Annotated in this window: 20 protein-coding genes; 19 read left to right on the top strand and 1 reads right to left on the bottom strand. The window is 68.0% G+C overall.

Annotation, left to right across the window (positions count from 1 at the left end):
- Positions 1–322: 322 nt before the first annotated feature.
- Positions 323–643 carry a hypothetical protein gene (locus tag IRX98_RS19825; protein ID WP_224279721.1) on the bottom strand — a complete coding sequence of 107 codons (321 nt, stop codon included), beginning with the start codon at positions 641–643 and terminating at the stop codon, positions 323–325.
- A 789-nt stretch (positions 644–1,432) separates the two neighbouring features.
- On the opposite strand from IRX98_RS19825, the gene IRX98_RS19820 reads away from it, so the two are divergent.
- From IRX98_RS19820 to IRX98_RS19730, 19 genes are all read left to right on the top strand, one after another.
- Positions 1,433–2,095, top strand: a complete 663-nt coding sequence (locus IRX98_RS19820; protein ID WP_224279720.1) for a hypothetical protein — start codon at positions 1,433–1,435, stop codon at positions 2,093–2,095.
- 146 nt (positions 2,096–2,241) lie between these two features.
- Positions 2,242–3,036 (top strand): hypothetical protein, encoded by a 795-nt coding sequence (locus tag IRX98_RS19815; protein WP_224279718.1) that lies wholly within the window; start codon positions 2,242–2,244, stop codon positions 3,034–3,036.
- Positions 3,037–3,053: 17 nt separating this feature from the next.
- A complete protein-coding gene (locus IRX98_RS19810; protein ID WP_224279716.1) occupies positions 3,054–3,803 on the top strand; it encodes an SAF domain-containing protein in 750 nt (249 codons plus the stop codon).
- An 8-nt stretch (positions 3,804–3,811) separates the two neighbouring features.
- Positions 3,812–4,579, top strand: a complete 768-nt coding sequence (locus tag IRX98_RS19805; RefSeq protein WP_224279714.1) for a hypothetical protein — start codon at positions 3,812–3,814, stop codon at positions 4,577–4,579.
- On the top strand, positions 4,576–5,877 hold the full coding sequence (locus tag IRX98_RS19800; protein ID WP_224279712.1) for a TadA family conjugal transfer-associated ATPase: 1,302 nt from the start codon (positions 4,576–4,578) through the stop codon (positions 5,875–5,877). Before IRX98_RS19805 ends, IRX98_RS19800 begins: the two co-directional genes overlap by 4 nt.
- Before the next feature lie 6 nt (positions 5,878–5,883).
- Positions 5,884–6,792 carry a type II secretion system F family protein gene (locus IRX98_RS19795; protein ID WP_224279710.1) on the top strand — a complete coding sequence of 303 codons (909 nt, stop codon included), beginning with the start codon at positions 5,884–5,886 and terminating at the stop codon, positions 6,790–6,792.
- Complete coding sequence (locus tag IRX98_RS19790) at positions 6,789–7,679, top strand: type II secretion system F family protein (protein ID WP_224279709.1); 891 nt, start codon at positions 6,789–6,791, stop codon at positions 7,677–7,679. The genes IRX98_RS19795 and IRX98_RS19790 overlap by 4 nt, the downstream gene beginning before the upstream one ends.
- Positions 7,680–7,718: 39 nt before the next feature.
- Positions 7,719–7,919: a hypothetical protein gene (locus IRX98_RS19785; RefSeq protein ID WP_224279708.1), complete on the top strand. Its 201-nt coding sequence runs from the start codon at positions 7,719–7,721 to the stop codon at positions 7,917–7,919.
- 35 nt (positions 7,920–7,954) lie between these two features.
- Entirely contained in the window at positions 7,955–8,314 is a 360-nt protein-coding gene (locus tag IRX98_RS19780; protein ID WP_308045566.1) for a TadE family protein, read from the top strand.
- Positions 8,311–8,727 carry a TadE/TadG family type IV pilus assembly protein gene (locus IRX98_RS19775; RefSeq protein ID WP_224279706.1) on the top strand — a complete coding sequence of 139 codons (417 nt, stop codon included), beginning with the start codon at positions 8,311–8,313 and terminating at the stop codon, positions 8,725–8,727. The genes IRX98_RS19780 and IRX98_RS19775 overlap by 4 nt, the downstream gene beginning before the upstream one ends.
- Positions 8,728–8,789: 62 nt before the next feature.
- The gene (locus IRX98_RS19770; protein ID WP_224279705.1) at positions 8,790–9,152 is read left to right on the top strand and encodes a hypothetical protein; all 363 of its coding nucleotides are present in this window, start codon (positions 8,790–8,792) and stop codon (positions 9,150–9,152) included.
- 84 nt (positions 9,153–9,236) lie between these two features.
- Positions 9,237–12,443 (top strand): LysM peptidoglycan-binding domain-containing protein, encoded by a 3,207-nt coding sequence (locus tag IRX98_RS19765; RefSeq protein ID WP_224279704.1) that lies wholly within the window; start codon positions 9,237–9,239, stop codon positions 12,441–12,443.
- Positions 12,444–12,881: 438 nt separating this feature from the next.
- Complete coding sequence (locus IRX98_RS19760; protein ID WP_224279703.1) at positions 12,882–13,613, top strand: hypothetical protein; 732 nt, start codon at positions 12,882–12,884, stop codon at positions 13,611–13,613.
- A gap of 110 nt (positions 13,614–13,723) precedes the next feature.
- Positions 13,724–13,978 carry a hypothetical protein gene (locus IRX98_RS19755; protein WP_224279701.1) on the top strand — a complete coding sequence of 85 codons (255 nt, stop codon included), beginning with the start codon at positions 13,724–13,726 and terminating at the stop codon, positions 13,976–13,978.
- 68 nt (positions 13,979–14,046) lie between these two features.
- Entirely contained in the window at positions 14,047–14,916 is an 870-nt protein-coding gene (locus IRX98_RS19750) for a hypothetical protein (RefSeq protein WP_224279699.1), read from the top strand.
- Positions 14,917–14,931: 15 nt separating this feature from the next.
- Positions 14,932–15,264, top strand: coding sequence for a hypothetical protein (locus tag IRX98_RS19745; protein WP_224279697.1), 333 nt, complete (start codon positions 14,932–14,934; stop codon positions 15,262–15,264).
- Positions 15,265–15,366: 102 nt separating this feature from the next.
- Positions 15,367–16,089 (top strand): hypothetical protein, encoded by a 723-nt coding sequence (locus IRX98_RS19740; RefSeq protein WP_224279695.1) that lies wholly within the window; start codon positions 15,367–15,369, stop codon positions 16,087–16,089.
- Positions 16,026–17,510: a TrbL/VirB6 family protein gene (locus IRX98_RS19735; RefSeq protein ID WP_224279693.1), complete on the top strand. Its 1,485-nt coding sequence runs from the start codon at positions 16,026–16,028 to the stop codon at positions 17,508–17,510. The genes IRX98_RS19740 and IRX98_RS19735 overlap by 64 nt, the downstream gene beginning before the upstream one ends.
- Positions 17,507–19,048 (top strand): SCO6880 family protein, encoded by a 1,542-nt coding sequence (locus IRX98_RS19730; protein WP_224279691.1) that lies wholly within the window; start codon positions 17,507–17,509, stop codon positions 19,046–19,048. The genes IRX98_RS19735 and IRX98_RS19730 overlap by 4 nt, the downstream gene beginning before the upstream one ends.
- Positions 19,049–19,245 lie beyond the last annotated feature (197 nt).

The raw sequence follows: 19,245 nt of genomic DNA, 5'->3' as shown, positions 1-19,245 counted from the left end.
CGGAGCCCGTCGACTTCGACGGGACGGTGAGACGGCGGTTGCACGTGAGGGAGCCTTCGGCAACTCGGAGCATGACCCTATGAGCAACCGGGCGCACGCTGGATCGGACAACCAGGTGTGAAGTCGGCAATCACGGCTCCCCGAGAGCTCCTACTCGTTGGCTGGGGGAGTGGGACGGCCGCCCAGGTGGACCTGCCGCGCGTCGACCGCCTCGGTTGGTCGAGCGCCCACATCACGACCCGACGGATGCCGCAACGACAGCCTCGGGGGTGTTCGGACAGGGTCGAGTCTTCGCGTACGGCCAGAGGGGACTGCCGGCTCACTACCCGTGTCGCGGAGGCTCGTTCGGCTTCTCGGGCTCGCCGAAGCGTCGAAGCGCATCCAGCAGCTCGTCGAGCCTGTCTTGGTCGATCGAGTAGACCTTGTCCTCGTCCACCGTGAGGACGCCCGTTTCAATCAGAGCTCGGGTGTTGAGTGAGACAACGGCGCGTTCCACCCCCAGCGCGCGGACGGCGTCGATCTGACGGCCCGGATGGCTGGCGTAGTAGTGGATGAGGTGAACACGCAGTTCACTCCCAAACGCCTGGGTCGCGGCGTACACGCTCATAGGCGTGGGGACCGCGATGCTGAGACGTTTCGGCACGAACGCATTGTGCCGTCCTCGGCAGTCGGCATGCCCGGTGACACCTCACAGACTGATTGACAATCCACGATTGACAATCCACGATTGTAGCGTGAGTCAACCACCGTGGACTGTCTGGGAAGGCCTCGCTGCAGGAACCGGGGCACCTGGTGTCCGAACTGCGGCCCCGGCGGTTGCCTATGTGGACATGACAGGTGCGGAGGTCCTCCACGATCCGCAACAATGTCGCCAGATCTACCGCTCGGGAGCGTCGATCCACATGGACACAGCACGGGGGAGTACGCAGTCAGCGTCGGCCCATGCTCTGGCATGCCCACCGTTGGACCGGCCTAGGGCGCAGATGGGGACCGTTCGATTCGCCATCCTGGGCACTCCCGCCGGGAGGCTGGCCGGGATGAACCTGCGACGGGGGAGCGGCCGCGTTCGGCGGCCCTTTCTGCATGCGCGCCAAACCCCCCGGCTCCAGACCTACCGCTCAGCCAGGTCGCGCGTGGGGGCGGTGGAGAGGACAGGCCCCCAGGCCATCCCCACCGGCTTCGATGCAAATGCCCCGGACGTCCACCGGCGCAGTTGCAACCAAATCTCCGTCGCCGTGAGTCGACGGACCCGCGGCGCGGCGAACCCGAGCGCCACGCTCGCGGACAGTGGCCGCGTGACCCACATTCCCCCAGTGGGTCACGCGGCCTTCACGTTGACAGCAACAGCCCAGGGGCATGCCGCCCGAGGGCTCCGAATCCCGCGCACCGTCTCGGTCACACCTGAGACGGCTCGGGACACCAGGAGGACGCCATGACCCGCCACGACTACACAGGCCACCGCATGCGCCGGCGCACCACCACTGCACTGACCGCCGGGGTCCTCGCGGTCGCCCTCGTGGCGAGCGCCTGCAATGGCGGCGGCGAGGAGCCCGAGACGACCCTTCCACCGGAGACCATCACCTCCACGCCCACCGAAACACCCACGGCCACCCCCACGAAGGACCCCGACGCCTGGCGCGCCAAGTTCAAGCCGGCGCAGCTCGAGGCCTACGACGCGGCCCTCCAGAGGTGGGAGGAGTACGAAGCGCGTGTTGAACCGATCTGGGCCAAGGGCGAAGCGACCCCAGCTGCGGAGAAGTTGTTCAAGGAGTACTTCCCGCACCCGATCTGGCAGGACCAGTTCAAGCAGCTCCAGACCTACGAGCAGGTCAAGGTCAAGACGGTTGGCACACCGGAGATCTACTGGTCGGAGGCCAAGTCGGTCACGAAGAGCGGCAGTGGTGTGCAGATTCGGCAGTGTGTCGACTACACCGAGGTGGTGGGCACCCAGGACGGGAAGCCCGTTGTTCGTTACCCGTGGATCGAGAAGCCGCAGCTCCGAACCATCTATCTCAGCCAGCCTGACGGCTACGACTGGCTCATCTTCGGGGTCGTCGATATTTCAGGGGGGAAGAACCGGCCATGCACTCCGTGATCAGAACATCGCTCAGTGGCTTGGTGACTAGCGTGGTGTTGCTCAGCCTTACGGTCGGGCTTGCTCATGCCGATGACCCACCCGACCTCGACTGTCCGGTGGGACAGGTCCCAGGCGAAGGGCCGACAGGCTGGATCTGTATCCCCGTGACCGACCCCGGCAACGGCGGAGAAGAAGGTGGCGAGGAACCGGACAACGGGGGGACCGAGCCGGGATCACAGTCCTGCCAGGACGAGAGCGGCAAAAAGATCCCATGCACGACCGAGCACGGCACCTGGAGCTCGTCCCACAACTGCTACGCCAATCCGATGGCGCCTCAACCGGCCGCAGACCAGACTGCGTACTGGAAGGGCAACGATCCGACCACGGGCAGCATCTGGGTCTGCGCGGGTGCTGGGGTCGCGATCCCCGCGAACACATGGTTCGTCCCCGGGGGCGCGGCTCCGCCTGACCCCGGTGAGATGGCCGAGACGATTGTGAAGGCGATGCCGCTGGTGAAGCCAACGGTGCACATGGCTCCGCAGCCGCCGCTGATGACCTACGTGGGACTCGAGACGTGGTTGTGGATGGGGGAGAGCCAGTGGCGCAACGTCACTGGCAGCGCCTCGATCGGGGACACCACGGTCAGTGTCGTGGCCGAACCGATTCGGGTGACCTGGGACCTGGGTGACGGCATCGAGACCTGCACCTCAGCTGGTCGCAAGTGGGAGAAGGGCATGAGCTCGGACGAGCAGACCGACTGCTCTTACGCCTTCCAGCATGTGTCGGACTTCGAACCCAATGACGTGTTCCCGGTGACCGCGACGATCTCCTACGCCGTCAGCTGGACCTGCTCCGGAACCTGCATCGCCGGCGCAGGGACCCTCGGAGAGATCCCCGGCTTCACCAGCGACGCTTCCACCATCCGGGTCGGCGAACGTCAGTCGGTGGTGGTCCGATGAGGAACCAAGGAGACACCGTGAGCACCACCACCGACACCAACGTGAACGGACAGCGCACAGGGCGCCGGGCGGCCGAGAGCCCCGGACTGATGGCCGGTGGTCGTCGAACGAGTGCAGGCGGGCCGCAGAAGCCGAGGACCAGGTCATGGGGCCTGGTGGTGCTCGCAGCGCTGCTGGTGCTCGGTTCCGGCTTGGCGGTCGCTGCGTGGGGACTGCACGCCGGTCAGAAGACCTCGGTGCTCGTCCTGACCGCACCGGTCGCCAAGGGACAGACCATCGAGCGTGAGGACCTGGCCTCCCGGGCCGTGGCTGGAGTGAGCGACGCGATCGCCGTTGAGAACGCCGACACCGTGGTCGGACAGACTGCGGCCGTCGACCTGGTGCAGGGACAGATCCTGACCACCACGCTGGTCACGGCCGACCCGGTCCCGGGACCTGGGCAGGCGATGATCGGTCTGGCGCTCGACCCGACTCGTGTTCCGGGAGCGGGACTGACGGCCGGAGACCAGGTCGACGTCATTGCCGTCCCAGCGGGCAGCGGTGACGGCAGCAAGGATGCCGACACGGCTCTGGACACCCCGGTGGTGTTGACCGCCAGCGCGCAGGTCTTCGAGGTTGGTGGCGAGTCGGCAGCGGGCGGACAGCTCATGGTCACGCTGATCGTCGACGAGGGCGACGCCTCCAAGGTGGCCGCGTACTCCACGCAGAACCGGGTGGCCGTGGTCGAGACCTCAGCCGCTGGCGCCGGAGCCAGCGAGGGGGAGTGAGGCGACCCATGTTGATCAGCTTCGCGTCGGTGAAGGGCTCTCCGGGGGTGACCTCGACGGCCCTGGCGACGGCCGCGGTGTGGCCGCGGCCGGTGGTGTTGCTCGAGGCCGATCCCGCCGGCGGTGACCTGGCCTACCGGTGCGTGAGCGCCGGTGGTGGTCCGCTGCCGGGCGGCAAGAGCCTGCTCACGCTCGCGGCCGCGGTGCGCGGCGGCATCACTGGCTCACAGGTCGTCTCCGACCAGGCGCAGATGTTGGCGTGTGGCGTGCATGTGGTCCAAGGAGTCACCTCCACCACCCAGGCGCGGGGATTGGGCAGCCTGTGGTCTGAGGTCGCCGAGGCAGCTCGCGGTAGCGAGGTCGACGTGATCGCCGATCTGGGGCGGCTGGACCGGGGCAGCTTCACTATGCCTCTGGCCCAGGCCTCTGACGTCGTGGTGCCGGTGGCTGCCGCGTCGTTGGAGTCGGTGATGCACATGCGTGACCAGCTGCCCGAGCTCGTGCTCGCGCTGCGCCAGCAGGGGATCGTGAGCGTCGCTCCGGTACTCGTCGGGCCGGATGCCCACGCAGCTAGGGACTGTGGTGACTTCGATGCGTTGCTGGACCGCACCGGTGTCGATGTAGCGCCGGCGCGGCCGGTGCCGGTCGATCACCGGGCCGTGCAGCGCCTGGAGGCCGGCGAGAAGGGCACCGGCCGGCTCGGCCGATCACTACTCCTGAGGGCCACCCGGCTCATGGCCGAGGCCATGCTCGAGGAAGGCGCGGTGGCGCGATGATCGTGGATCCGGATCTGCTCAAGCGGGTGCACCGCGACGTCGGCGACCGGCTGCAACGTGAGCAGCTCGATCGCCGCCGTCAGGGACGGCCCGAGCTGTCAGGGCCGGCGAAGGAGCAGTACGCCCGCAAGCTCATCGCCGATGTGCTACGCGAGCATGCCGAGCAGCTGATGGCACGCGGCCAGGTGCCGCTGGACCAAGACGCGGAGCGCGAGCTCGCCGAAGGGGTTCACGCCCGCATGTTCGGTGCTGGTCGCCTCCAGGTGCTGCTCAACGACGACTCGATCGAGAACATCGACATCAACGGCGGCGATGAGGTGTGGGTGACTCGGGCGGGGAGCGCCACCCACGAGCGCGTGGACCCCGTCGCGTCGACCGATGAAGAGCTCATCGAGCTCGTCCAGGGGCTCGCGGCGTACGCCGGGCTGAACTCGCGGCCCTGGGACGCTGCTAACCCGGAGCTGAACCTTCAGCTTCCCGACGGGTCACGCCTCTCGGCGATCATGGGCGTCACCGACCGGCCGCTGATCTCCATCCGCCGGCACCGCTTCGAGAAGGTGACCCTCGCTGACCTGGTCGGCAACAACACCCTGAGCGAGTCCGCCGCTGAGTTCCTCCGGGCACTCGTCAGCGCACGACAGAACATCATGATCGCGGGAGCCACCCGGGCTGGGAAGACGACGCTCCTGCGGGCCATGGCCGCTGAGATCGGTCCCGAGGAGCGGATCATCACGGTGGAGAAGGCGCTGGAGCTTGGGCTCAAGAAGGACACCGAGCGGCACCCCAACTGCGGTGAGCTCGAGGAGCGGATCGCCAACAGCGAGGGACAGGGCGCCATCCCGATGACCCAGCTGGTGCGGTGGACCCTGCGTGGGAACCCAGACCGGGTCATCGTTGGTGAGGTCCTCGGCGCCGAGGTGATCGACATGCTCAACGCCATGGGGCAGGGAAACGACGGCTCCATGTCCACGATTCACGCCCGCTCGGCCCGTGATGTCTTCAATCGGGTGGCCACCTACGCGATCCAGTCCGCCGAACGACTCCCGCACGAGGCTTCCTACCAGCTGATCGCCGGCGGGCTGGACTTTGTGGTCTTCGTCAGCCGCCATCCCAAGACCGGCGCCAGGCGACTGGAGACGATCTTGGAGGTCAACGGGTTCGACCAGACGGTGCAGGCGTCCGAGATCTTCAAGGCCAACGGCGCTCAAACGGCCGAGTGGACCGGCGTGATGCCCTCACGTGCCGACGAGCTCGAAGCAGCCGGGTGGGATGTCCCCGGCGGCGTAGGGAGCTGGTGATCCGCCATGACGTTGATCGTGCTCACGGGACTCGGCCTGGGTTTGGCGTTGGGTGCCGCGCTGCTGCTGCTGATCGCTGCGTCGATGGGCTGGAAGCCGGCGCGTAGCGGCCGGAGGTCTGGACAGCGACGCGGTGACGTCCTGTGGGGCGGTGCCGCGCGTCGTCGAGCCGCGATCGCGCTCGGCGTGGCGCTCCTGGTGGCAGCGGTGACGCGGTGGCCGGTCGCTGCCGGAGCTGCCGCTGCGGTGATCTACCTGTGGCCCACGATGTTCGGTGGCGGCCGAGTCGCCGCTACTCAGCTGGGGCAGCTGGAGGCGCTGGCCACCTGGACCGAGTCGCTGCGTGACTCGATCGCAGGGTCGGTGGGCCTGGAGGAGGCGATCCGGCACTCCATCCACGCCGCTCCACCGGTTCTCGCTCCCGCGCTGGAGCGTCTCGACGGTCGGGTTCGGGTGCAGATCCCACTGCCCCAGGCGCTGGCCGGGTTCGCCGAGGAGTTCAAGGATGCCTCCGCTGATCTGGTCGTGGCGGCGCTGATCCTCAACTCACGGCTACGTGGCCCGGGGCTGGTGGCCACGCTGACGTCGCTGGCCGCGGCCGCGCGCGAGGAGATCGACATGCGCCGGCGGATCGAGGAAGGCCGCAAGTCGCTGCGTCGGGCGGCGTTGATCATCGTGATCGTCACCGGCCTCTTCGCTGGTGGTGTCTCGGTGTTCTCCCGCGACTACGTGGCTCCGTACTCGACCCCGATGGGACAGCTCATGTTGGCGGTCGTGCTGAGTGTGTTCGCCGGTGGGCTGATGTGGATCCGCGCCGCAGCGAACGTCCAGCCACCCGAGCGGTTCCTGGTCAGCGTCGACGACGTCGATCGTGCTCTCCAGAGCGGTTCTCCGGTCGTGGGAGGTCGGCGATGACGTGGGGTCTGCTGCTGGGTTGCGTTCTGGGTGGAGCCCTGTGCCTGCTGCTGTTTGCCGTGGTTCCTCCTCGGCCGCGGTTGGCCACGTCGGTGTCACGCTGGGAGCAGGGCCGGGGCCGTCAGAGCGTCACCGCAGCAGTTGACCAGGATGCCCGCGAACGGTGGGGGCGCTGGCTGGTCGCCCAGCTGGCGCGCCGTGGTGTCACCTTCGAGCAGGTGCGAGGCGACCTTGAGCTGGTCGACCGCACCCTGGAAGCGCACTTGGCCCGCAAGAGCGCTCTGGGCCTGTTCGGTCTTCTGCTTCCAACGTTCCTGACGCTGACCCTCGTGCTGATGGGCCTGCGACCCCCGATCGCCTTCCCGCTCGTCATCGGGCTGGCTCTGGCAGCGGGGTTCTTCTTCGTGCCTGACATCGAGGTGAGGAAGGAAGCTCAACAGCGCCGAAGCGAGCTGCGGCGCGCGCTCTCGTGCTACCTCGACTTGGTCTCCATGAGCCTGGCCGGCGGCCGCGGAATCCCCGAGGCACTTCCGACCGCCGCGCGAATCGGACGCGGCTGGGCCTTCGAGCTCATCCAGGACACCATCGACCACGCCCGCTACACCGGGGTCACCCCCTGGGCGGCGTTCGCGGACCTCGGAGACCGCACCAAGATGCCCGAGCTCCAGGACTTGGGTGGGTCGCTGCTCCTGGTCGCAGACGACGGCGCCAAGGTTCGCTCATCGTTGACCGCCCGAGCCGCCTCCCAGCGACGTCGTCAGCTCGCAGAGGCCGAGGGCGCCTCTGAGAAGGCCGATCAGACCATCCAGATGGCCCAGGTCGTCCTGGCGATCGGGTTCTTCCTCTTCATCGGCTACCCGGCGTTCGTCGCGGTCATGTCGGTCTAAGTCGCACCACCACAACCAACTCAACGGAGGAGAAAGCAGATGCAGGAAATCCAGTTCATCCAAGCCTGGGCGGCACTCGCGGTCGCCCACATCAGGGCGCGAAAGACCGACGAGACCGGCGCGAGCGAGCTCGCCACCATCGTCATCGTCACCGCGATCATCGCCGCGGCCGCGATTGCGATCGTCGGGGCGATCGTCCTCAAGTTCACCAACAAGGCCAACACCATCCCGACCGAATGAATCTTCTGGGCCGCGACGAGCGAGGAGCCACCAGCGTGATCCAGTTGGTGCTGATCGCCCCTGCCCTGCTGATGATGATGATGGCCATCGTCCAGTTCGGGCTGCTCGCCCACGCCCGCAACGTTGCCGAGCAGGCCGCACAGGAAGGTGCGGCGAGTGCTCGTAGGTTCGATGGCACGGAAGCCTCTGCCAAGGCCGACGCGTTGAAGTACCTCACCCTGTTGGGGCCGCAGACGTTGACGGACCGCGACGTCGTGGTGAACCGAGGCGCCCAGAACGCCACCGTCACCATCACCGGGAAGGTCCTGACCTTGGTGCCCGGCCTCGATCTGCACGTCCAGGAGAGCTCGACGGGGCCCGTGGAACGGTATGTCCCACCGGTGGTTCGGCCATGACGCGGCGGCGGCGAGGTGAACGGGGGACTGCGGCGATCGAGCTTGTCCTGGTGGCACCGGTACTAATCGTGGTCATGCTTTTCGTGGTCGGTCTGGGGCGGATGGCTCATGCTCGCCAGCAGATCGACGCCGTGGCCTCGGACTCGGCGCGAGCGGCCTCGCTGGAGCGGAACACCTCGACGTCGGCCCACGCGGCAAAGGTCGCGGCCGAAGCGTCCCTGGGCGATGCCGGGGTGAGCTGCACCAACCTCGACGTGAATGTCGACCTGGACAGCTACCAGCCCGGTGGCCAGGTCCGCGTCACCGTCTCGTGCGTGGCGAAGCTCGGCGACGTCGCTCTTGCCGGGTTCCCCGGCACCCGCAAGTTCACAGCCGAGGCAGTAGTCCCAATCGAGACCCACCGGGCCAGTTGAGGAGCAGGGAGAAGGCGATGACTCGCAGGACAGATGAGCAGGGAGCGGCCTCAATCGTGCTCGTGCTTTTCACGGTCGCGCTGCTCACTGTCGCCGGCGTGGTGATCGACAGCGGCTACGCCATGGCCTCGAAGAGAACAGCGATGCACCAGGCCGAGCAGGCCGCCCGAGTCGGAGCCGACGCACTCAACCGCGGTGCCCTGCGTGACGGCGTCACCCAGGTCGACCCCGGCCGAGCCCAGAGCAAGGCTCAGGCCTACCTCGCCTCGGTGGGTGCCGCCGGCACCGTGACCGTCGACGGTGGCGAGGTGACCGTCACCGTGATCGGTGAGCACGACACGAAGATCCTCTCGGCCGTGGGGATCGGGTCCATCCCCTACAAGGCATCTGCCACCGGCCTGTCCATCAACGAGGACACGCACTAGCCCCATTCAGCCCGGAAACACAGCGAAAGGCATCGGGGGGACTCACCGCACACCGTGAAGCCCTCCGACATAGATCAGGAGACCATGACGATGCGACTGCTCAAGGCCGCAGCAGCGGCAATCCTGCTGGTGGCGCTGGTCGTGGTGCCCCCGTGGGCACTGGTCCGGTTCATCGGGAGCCCGTGGCCGGCCGAAGGGGTCTCGCTGTCGGCACCGCTCACCGATGGCGCAATCCTCGGGCTGCTCGCGGTCATCGTGTGGATCCTGTGGGCGCAACTGATGGTGTGCATCGCGGTCGAGATGGTCTCCGCGCTGTCCGCCGACCGGCTGCAGCTGCGAGCGCCGCTGACCATGGGCGTCCAACAGCAGCTCGCGCGCAGCCTCATCGCTGCCGTCGTCCTGGCCACTGTCGCCGGGCCGGTAGCCATGTCGGGTACGGCTGTCGCCGCAGACTCGGCTGCACCTACGAAGCCAACGGCAAGTCCCACCACGAGCCAGGCAGCCCCATCCACCCAGGCCGAGGAGGACCGCTCGAGCGCGACGCCGGAGAGGAAGGCCGCCCAGGCGCCCCACGCGGCCGGGCGTCGCAACGCCACCGGGCCGGGCAGCACTGTGACCGTGATGCGCCTGGACTCCCTGTGGTCTATCGCGGAGCGAGTCCTCGGGGATGGCGACCGTTGGCCCGAGATAGCGGCCCTCAACGAGGGCCGCGTCATGCACGACGGCACCACGTTCATGGCTGCCGATCACATCCGGCCCGGGTGGACCCTGCTCGTCCCCGGAGCCACCGGCCTGGACCACGGCGGGGACATGCCGGCCGATCACGCCGCCTACCAGGTCAAGCCCGGGGACAGCCTCTCAAGCATCGCCGAGGAGGAACTGGGCGATGCATTGGCCTACCCGAAACTGTTCGAGGCCAGCACCAACATCGAACAGCCGGGCGGGACGCATCTGACGGACCCAGACTTGATCCAACCAGGCTGGACGATCGCCATTCCGGCACCCGAGCACGCACCTCCCGGTGCTGTTACGGCACCCCAAGAGCTAGACGATCAGGCGGGGGAGGCGCGCGAGCCGCAGCCGCAGCGTCGTGAGGCCACCCCCACCGCATCACCCACCACCCCGGCCGAGGCTGAGTCCGGCAACTCGAATCGGGGCGCCGCGCCGACCGCCACCAGCGTGGGCGAACACGATGACGAGGGCGAACTCACCGCACTACGGGCGCTGCTGGCCAGCGCGGTGTGCTTGTCTGCCGGGGCGTTGGGGTTGCTGATGACGAACCGGCGTCGCCAGTTCCGGCGCCGTCGGGTCGGGCGCACGGTGGCCTCCATCCCCGATGAGCTGCTCGAGGTCGAGCAGGCGGTCCACGAGAACGGGTCAGCAGCCCAAGAAGACGTCGAGTTCCTTGATCGTGCCCTGCGACATGTCGCGGCCTCGTGCAAGGTTGCCGAGGCCGCGATGCCGCAGCTGGGGGCCGCGGTACTGAGTGAGGAGGATCTGACGCTGCTGTTCACCCACCCGGCCCAGGCCCCGGTGCCTGAGGGTTGGACGTCCACCGATGATGCGCGCGCGTGGATGCTGCCTCGGTGGACCTTCCTCGAACCCGACCTGGAAACGCAGCCGGCGCCTTACCCCGCTGTGGTCAGCATCGGTGAGGACGACGGCGGCCGCACGTGGCTGCTGGACCTGGAGACCCTGGGCCGGTGCGGTATCGCCGGCGAACCCGAGCAGGTCACCGATCTGGTGCGGTTCGTGGTGGCCGAGCTGGCGGTGAACGCGTGGTCTGAGGGCAGCGACGTGTTGTTGGCCGATGAGTTCGGTACCGAGACGCTCGGTCTGAATCCGGCTCGGTTGCGGCAGGTCGCGCGTAGCGCGGCAATCGCCCGGGCCGAAGCCGTGCTCGGGGAAATGGATGCTGTGGAGGCCAACTTGGGGGCGGACCTGTTGACGCGGCGCCGCGATGGGCTCGTGTTGGATTCGGCCCACCCGGTAGTCGTCGTGGTCTCGTCCCGCCCCGCGGAGACCTTCCTCACCGGCGTGAGCCAACGAGACCGCTCACGAGTCGTGGTGGTGCACGGCGGGAATGACGACCCCGCGGTCGAGCTGGCGGGGGACGGCACAGCGTTCTTGCCGATGTGGGGGATCAGCCTCAGGGCGTTCACACTCCCGGCTGCCGAGGCGCAGGCTATGGCCGACCTGGTGGCCTCGACCCGCGACCTCCACGACCAGCCGGTGCCTGCCACCACCTCCGACGATGGGCCTTTGGGTAAGTACGCGAACGCGGACGGCTCGCTGCGCGAGGAGTACATCGAGCCGCGGCGCACCGAGGGCAACGACCCGTCCTCGCAGCTGCCCGAGGCCGACGCGGTCTACCTGGCCACGGCCGCGACGACGGCCGTCGATCTGGCTGTGGCCGCCCCAAGCGTGCCGGAGGAGACGCGTGCAGAGATCGCCTCGTTGGATCCAAACCTGGACCAAGACGTAGCGGATTGGTTCGACGAAACCTCGCCGCGACCCAAGATTCACCTCTTGGGGCCGGTCACGGTTACCTCCCTCAATGGCGGGGACCCGGGTGCGATCGACAACCTCGGAGGCACCATCTCCTTCATCGCCTACCTCGCGTGTCAGGACCGTGGGGTGACCGGCGAACGGGCCGCGGCGGCGTGCGGATGGGAGACCCAGAAGACGGTCCAGAACCGTGCCACCAATGCTCGGTTCGTGCTGGGCACTCGCCCGGATGGAAGTGACTGGCTCCCCGATGCGTCGATGAGCGACGGAGCCCGGCGGGGGAGCACCCCCACTTATGATCTGGTGCGGGGACCCGGCGGGGTTCTCAACTCCGCTGACCTTTTCGTCCGTTTGAAGTTCCGCGCACAAAAGCGCGGGGACCAAGGTGGCGAGGACGACCTGGTACGTGCCTTGTCGTTGGTGACCGGTGCCCCGTTCGAGGCCGCGACCGAGCACCGCTTCAAGTGGTTGTTCAAGGTCGGGCAGCAGCGCCACGACGAGATCTTGGTCGGGGCTATTCATGACGCCGCGCACGTCTTGGCTACGCGGGCGGTGGCCGAAGGCCGCACTGATCTGGTCCGGCTCGCGTGTGCGGCTGCACAGTTGGCCAGCCCGCACAGCGACATTGCCTGGCTCGATGCGGCCGCAGCCACGGAGGCGGAGTCGGGACGCGATGCTGCCGGGGCACTGGTGCGTGAGCAGGTCCTCGAACGGCTTGATGAAGACCTTCCCGCGCGCTCAGAGATGATCGTGGATCAGCGCGAGTGGGGTGCCACCGGCTGACCCCAACCGCCTTCCGCGAGCCCCGGCCCTGACCCCGATTCACGTTGTGAACCCGGGGTCAGCGGCATTTCTGGGGGCGTGCGGGGGGCGGGCGAACTTTTCTTTGGATCTTCTCTCCGGGCACGTGGTGAACGCTGCATACCCCGGTTGACCTGCGGGTTTGTCTTTGGTGAGCGGGTTTGGTGAGCGGCTGGTGTGCCCGGTGGTGGCCGACTTCGTCGACTTGGTGAGCGAAGTGGTGAGGGGTCGGTCGTGTCGTGGGCGCGTCCTGAACCGCGTCTGCCTCCGGAGGCCGCCATGTCAACCACTCACCCCTCCTGCACGAGCGTCGCCCAGACTCCTGCTCCATGCCGGGGGGTGGGCGCCGACCCCGCGCTCGGATTAGTCGAGGTCGATCTGAGTCAGTTCAAGGCGCCCTGGCGTCCCTTGGCTGCGGCTGTGCTGCACACGCTGCGGAGCAGCGGAAAGTGGGCGGTGTGGTCCACGCCCGGGTCAGCCCTGAGCCACTTCGCTAGTCTCGAGGAGGCCTGCGCCGCGCATGAGCGTGGGGACGCTCGCTGCTACCAGGTGGTCGCCGAGTTGGCCGCGTTGGGAGCCCGCCGCGGCGGCGATGATGACGACGCCGCCTTGGCGGTGGTCCTGATGCTGGCTCGCGGAATCGACAAGCTGGCCACGAGGCTGTTGCGCGACGTGTGCGAGATCGACCACGTCAACACCGCGGTGTGGGAAGAGGTCAAGGCTGCCGAGCCACAGCTGGGGGCACGGGCGGCCCAGTACCTCCTGCAGCGGGCCCGGCAGCGGTTGTGTCGGCCCGCGTCCGGGATGGTCTCGCGGGTCGAGAGCATCTCGCTGGAGCACTACACCGAACCGGCGACCTCAGGAGGACACGACTGGAGCATCGACCTGGCAGACCCACAGGTCGAGGACCCGCTCGGGGATCTGGTGGACCTGCTGGCCTGGGCAACTGGGGTCGGGGTCATCGACGCCGCCGAAGTGGACTTGCTGATCGAGCTGCTTGCTGAGGAGACCGCTGGACTCGCACGCGAGGAGGCCCAGCGTGTGGTGGGCGAGCGGCACGGGGTGGCGATGCGTACCGTGCGACGTCGACGCGATGCCACCACGGCACGCCTGCGTGACGCCGCACCCGCGTATCTGGCCGCGATCGCCTAACCCAACCGGCGTTGGGTGTCCCGGCCCGACCCGACGCCTTCGAGCACTCGTCTTCCAGCTCTTGGCCGCTCCCTGTCCGATCCGGGCCGGGACCGGTTGCTGTTGTAGGCATGAGCGAGCACTCCGATCTCCCGACAGCCCAGCCCGAGGAGCACCCCTCACCCGAGGACGTGGCCCGGTTGCTGGAGGTGGTCAGCGACCACAGCGTTGACCACGCCCTGTCCGACATGGAAGCGATGCTCGCCCGGCTCCGGGCCAACGCTGAACTGGCGATCGTGGCTCGGCGTCAGCTCCGAGAGACCCCGCCCCAGGTGTTGCGCGAGGCAATGCGCCTGAGGGCCGCACAGATCGAGTCAGCGCGATGAGCACCACCAGTACCGACTCACGGGCTCGGGCCTACTCCACCCGTGAACTGCGGGCCGCTGCCGCGGCGTTGGCAGCCGGCAAGTTCGCGTCCGCACCTGCCACTGACCCCACGCCCGCCACGTCGTGCGGCCACCTCGACGAACCCAACGTCGCCCCGGCACTCGCCCTCGGGCCTGCTTCGCAGCTTGTCGTCGATGCCGGGGGGCGCGGGTCTGCCGTCGGCGAGGTAGGCGAGATCATCTCGAATCTGGTGCGGGTGCGGGCCGCACACGCCGGCGCCGGCGGCTCCACGATCGCCTTGGCCATCGCCGATGCGGCTGACGCCACCGGACTGCGCACCAGAGTGCTGGACGCGGCGGCACCGCGATGGTCGGGCCTGGTCGGTGCCACGGTGACCGAACTGGGTGCCCACCAGGGGTGGCGACGGGGTCGACGCGGCGCCAACGTGCTCATCGAACGTGTCGAAGACCCGGTCGAGCTCGTGTCTCAGGTGCCACTTCCAGGTGAGTCCACTGGAGTCGACCTGACGGTCCTCGATGCTGGCTGGTCGTGCCGCGAGCTCGATGCCTCGACCGCTTCACCGAGCTGGATCACCGCCTGCGCTGCCGCGGTCGACGTTCTCGTGACCCGACCCGTCGAACTGGCGTTGAGCCAGACCGAGGCCACCCTCGGCGAGCTGAACAAGCACCACGGCCTCGACCAGGTGCTCGTGGTCGTGGTTGGGGCCGCGAAGTGGGGTCGCGAGCTGGCCACGGCCGGGCCACGGCTGCGCACCGCACACGAACGCGCCGCGGTGGCGTTCATGCCGCTGCTTCCCATCAAGACCCTGCCGGGGCTGGGGCCAGAACCGCTGCCCCGGCAGCTCACCAACCCTGCCCAGCGACTGCTGGAGCAGATCACCACCGTCACCGGGCCGCTCACCGCGAACCGGACCTAAATGAGGAGAACACGAATGATCATCCAGGCCATCTCCGAGGTCGCCACTGTGGTGACGACCCTGTCCGGCACGCTCCAAGCCGAGGGCATCAGCAACGTGTGCCCGAAGGCACCGGCCGGCGTCAGCGGCTACGTCAACGACATCATCAGCTGGGTCAAGTACGGCGTCATCGCGCTCATCATCGGCGCCGGGTTCGCCTCGATCGGTGCCATGGTCGTGGGCAAGATCGGCTCCAACGGCCGCGCCGCCCAGATCGGCGCCTCGGGGATGTTCTGGACCGTGCTGGGTGCGATCGGGTTCGTGGTCATCTACGGCGTCCTGAACGGCATCGTCGGGAAGGGCTGCTGAGTCATGTCCTCGAGGACCCGATCCAGGCTCACGGCTTCGGCCGTCGACCCGCAGACCGAATGGACTCGGCGGCGGCTCCAGACCTTGCTGGGAGCGGGCCTCGTGCTCACCTTGGTGCTCACCGCTGGTGTGGTGTGGACCGTGGGCAGCCTGCTCACCAACGACTCGCCGCGCGACCAGGCGAGCACCGGGCAGGCGTCTGCCGAAGACAAGCTGGCTGCCGACCCGCTGCCGTCGGCGGCACCCGAGGCAGCCCAGCCGGGCGTCGACTCACTGTCCTCAGGACAGACCGGCACCATTGAGCTGCCGTTGCCGATGGAGGTCGGTGAAGCGGGCGTGGCCACCGGCTTCCCGCAAACCACACAGGGTGCGCTGGCGCAGCTGGCCGCGATCAACTCCGCGGCCTTGACCTCAGCATCGGTAAGGACTGCCCAGCAGGTCATCGGCCACTGGTCGACACCGGGGGGACCCACGACCCAGAACTGGTCGGGGGTCAAAGCGGTGGCCACGCTGCTGGAGTCTGCGGGGCTCTCTGCGGATGGCGCCGGCTCGCTCGTGGTCGGGGTGGAGCCGAAGATGGGGTTCATCAAGGGCAGCGTCGGGGAGGACTTCGTCGTCCCGTGCATCGACTTCATCATCACGGCCACCCCCACCGGGGGCCAGCCACAACAGGTTGCGGCGGCCGACTGTCAGCGAATGGTCTGGCGCGAGGGCCGGTGGGTGATCGGCCCAGGCACGGAGCCCGCGCCCGCGCCGTCACTGTGGCCGGGCACCCAAGAGTCCTTCGATGCTGGGTATCAGTGGCTGGAGGTGCCACAGCAATGACTACCTTGACGACCTATCTGGTCCCGATGATCGACCTCAACCCGCTGGACTGGCTGGGCAACAAGGCCAAGGAGGGTCTGGCCGACGGATTCACCTCGATGATGATGAGCCTGTGGTCGGCGGGCATGTGGATGCTCAAGACCGCGTTCGGCCTGATCGACGGGTTCACCCCCAACGTCGCCGATCCTGATCTGTCCAAGCTCTACTCGGTGACCTTGTGGATCTCACTGGCGGTCGCCCTCGCTGTCGCGTTCGGCCAGATCGGCCTCGCGGTCGTGCGCCAGGACGGCCGCGGGTTCGGCACCGTGCTCGTGGGAGTCATCCAGTACGGCGCTGTGGTGACCTGCTGGGTGGGCGTGTGCGCCAGCCTGATCGCCGGCGCATCCGGGTTGACCCACGGCTTGTTGGACACCCTGCTCGGCGTCGACTCATTCTCGGGCTATGCGGCCGGGGACGGGTTCGTGGACAAGGTCTCCGGCACCGTCCAGGCCGCCACCTTGGGAGTGACGTCGCTCTTCGTGATCATCCCCGCCGCGTTCGGCCACATCATCATCATGCTGGTGCGATCCGGTGCACTGCTGATCCTGACGGCGCTGATGCCGCTGGCTGCCGCCGGGTCGCTGTCGGATGGGTCCAAGTCGTGGCTATGGAAGTCGGTGCGCTGGTTCTTGGCGTGCGTGTTCATGGAGCCACTGCTCGCACTCGTACTCGGGTTGGGCACGCAGTTCGCGTGGGCGGGGATGCCGGACGGTGCCGACGGGTCCTCCACTGCGGAGAACATCGGCATCTCGGTGGTGGGCGGCGTCATCTTGCTCATCGCCTGCTTCACCCCCATGGTGCTGTTTCGGATGCTGGCCTTCGTCGACCCCGGCACCGCATCGGGGGCCTCCTTCCGCACCACGATGAACGCCAACGGCGGGGTAGCCGGCCTCCTCAAGGGCGGCGGTCAAGGTGGAGCCCAGGGCGGCGCCGGGGCCGGGTCCGGAGCAGCCAGCGAATCGGCGTCCGATGGTCGCACCAGCTCCGAGAACGGCGCCGAAAGCGAAACCGCGAACCGGTGGCAGTCCGGCGCGGTGAAGAAGGTCCTACCCGCGGTCGGCGGTGTCATCGGTGGCGCGATGGAGAAGACCGGCAAGGTCGCCCAGGTGGGTGCCTCAATGAGTGTCGACGTGCTCGGCCAGTCCGGCATCGGCAACCAGGGCTACTTCGACACCAGCCACCACACCAGCCCTGGTCGGCGGGGCCGTGGACGCGGGCACTACCAGCAGGAGCGGGCCGGCAACGCCCACTCCTATGACCACGACGCCGACCACGGCCACGACTCAGGCGATGAGCCCGGTTCCGGTGGCGGCCGGGGCGTCGCCGGCGACATTCCTCCCGAAGCCGTTACCGCCGTTGAAGATGGAGCGTTCCTCGCATGAGTGTCTATGGAGCATCGGCGACCCGTGATCTCCAAGGATGGCTGTTCGGGCTGACCGGCCCCCAGTTCTTCCTGGTGATGGCAGCCGGGCTGCCCACCTGGGTGGCCATGGCCGTGGGGGAGTGGCTCACGTTGCTGGTGCTGGTCCCGTTCTGGTTCGTGGTGGGACTGCTGGTGTGTCTGCCCATCCGCGGCTGGTCGGCGTTCCAGTGGATCGGCGTGGTGTTTCGCCACCTTCTCGGCTCCGCGTTCGGGTGGTCGCGGTTCCAGTCCAAGGCTGCCGCCGGCGACCTCGACGTCGGCTCCGGTGACCCCGACGACGGCGATGAGGGAGACTCGGGCGAGGCCGACCTGCCCGGAGTGTTGTCGCACATCCAGATCCATGACGGCCCTCCCATGACCGGCCAGTCCTCGAGGCCCGCCATCATCCAGAACCACGCCGCGCGTACGTGGGGTGCCACCGCCCGGGTGATCCACCCCGGCATCGGCATGAGCGATGACGCCGACCGGTTCCGGATGGGAGCCGGGCTGACCGAGATGATGGAAGCGGCCACCGCAGGAAACCAGATCGACCTGATCGCGGTCCAGGTGCGCACCATCCCCGACGACGGCACCGACCGGGCCGAATGGATACGCCAAAACGCCCGCCCAGATGAGCCCGAGGTCTCCGCCCGGGTCAACGCCCAACTGGACTCCATGACCGCAGGCGCAGCAGTGCGCCGCGAAGCATTCGTCACGATCGTGGTCCGCGAGGACGTGATCAACAAGGACGCCAAACGCGCCGGCCGCGGCGTCCTCGGCCGAGCCCGGATCCTCTACTCCATCCTCGCCGAGGTCGAGGCCCGACTGACCGGTTCGATCGGCTGCACCAGCGTCCGCTGGCTCGACACCGCCGACCTAGCGGTTGCCATCCGCACCGGGTTCGAGCCCGGTGACGCACCCGCCCTGGCCGATGCTGCCATTCATCACCGAGACGACCCCACGATCGCCGCCGGGGTTCCGGTCGCGGCCGCGGGCCCGACCCATGCCTCGACCGCGATCCGTTCCTACCGCCACGGCGATTGGGAGTCGATCTCCTCCACGATCCTGCTCCCGACCAAGGGTGCCCGGATGGGTGCGCTGGCCCGGGTACTGGTGCCCTCCCAGCCCGGCGAGCGGCGTTCGATGACGGTGTTCTACCGGCCGGTGTCCCAGCAGTTGGCCGATCGGGCGACTGGGCAGGCTCAGATGTCGGCAACGATGGCCGCCACGATCAGGACCCGTATCGGTCAAACCGAACGGGCCAAGGATCAGCGCTCAGTGGGCAAGCTGCATGAGCGCGACGCCAAGCTGGAGATGGGCCGGTCCCTGGTGAAGGTCTCCTCAGCTGTCTCGATCACGGTGCCGGCCGGCTGGAACACCCAAGACTTCGGCCGACGCCTCGACGCCTCGATCCGCATCAGTGGCTTCACCCCGTTGCCACTCGACGGCGCCCACGACGCCGCCTTCGCGGTCGCAGCCATCCCTCTGGGCGCTGGCCTGCCCAAGCGACGCCGCTGACCCCTCCGCCTACTCACCCCGAGCACAGGCAAGACTGTCCGGTCCCCACTGTCCGATCCGGGGACCGGACTGAGGTTCCCCCCGGACCGTAGAGGCATCGACAATGAGGATCGAGATGCCAGAGAAGCGGAAGAAGTACGACCGGGAGTTCCGTGAGGGAGCTGTCCGGATCGTCGAAGAGACCAACAAGCCGATCG

Origin of the sequence: Nocardioides lacusdianchii, assembly GCF_020102855.1 — a bacterium.
In the GTDB taxonomy this organism is placed as follows: Bacteria; Actinomycetota; Actinomycetes; order Propionibacteriales; family Nocardioidaceae; genus Nocardioides; species Nocardioides lacusdianchii.
This window is presented reverse-complemented; position numbering and strand designations above follow the sequence as displayed.

Excerpts from the sequence above, each read along its gene's own strand:
- IRX98_RS19820 (WP_224279720.1), top strand. The coding sequence starts at position 1,433 with ATGACCCGCCACGACTACACAGGCCACCGCATGCGCCGGCGCACCACC.
- IRX98_RS19805 (WP_224279714.1), top strand. The coding sequence starts at position 3,812 with ATGTTGATCAGCTTCGCGTCGGTGAAGGGCTCTCCGGGGGTGACCTCG.
- IRX98_RS19800 (WP_224279712.1), top strand. The coding sequence starts at position 4,576 with ATGATCGTGGATCCGGATCTGCTCAAGCGGGTGCACCGCGACGTCGGC.
- IRX98_RS19795 (WP_224279710.1), top strand. The coding sequence starts at position 5,884 with ATGACGTTGATCGTGCTCACGGGACTCGGCCTGGGTTTGGCGTTGGGT.
- IRX98_RS19790 (WP_224279709.1), top strand. The coding sequence starts at position 6,789 with ATGACGTGGGGTCTGCTGCTGGGTTGCGTTCTGGGTGGAGCCCTGTGC.
- IRX98_RS19785 (WP_224279708.1), top strand. The coding sequence starts at position 7,719 with ATGCAGGAAATCCAGTTCATCCAAGCCTGGGCGGCACTCGCGGTCGCC.
- IRX98_RS19775 (WP_224279706.1), top strand. The coding sequence starts at position 8,311 with ATGACGCGGCGGCGGCGAGGTGAACGGGGGACTGCGGCGATCGAGCTT.
- IRX98_RS19765 (WP_224279704.1), top strand. The coding sequence starts at position 9,237 with ATGACGATGCGACTGCTCAAGGCCGCAGCAGCGGCAATCCTGCTGGTG.
- IRX98_RS19755 (WP_224279701.1), top strand. The coding sequence starts at position 13,724 with ATGAGCGAGCACTCCGATCTCCCGACAGCCCAGCCCGAGGAGCACCCC.
- IRX98_RS19745 (WP_224279697.1), top strand. The coding sequence starts at position 14,932 with ATGATCATCCAGGCCATCTCCGAGGTCGCCACTGTGGTGACGACCCTG.
- IRX98_RS19730 (WP_224279691.1), top strand. The coding sequence starts at position 17,507 with ATGAGTGTCTATGGAGCATCGGCGACCCGTGATCTCCAAGGATGGCTG.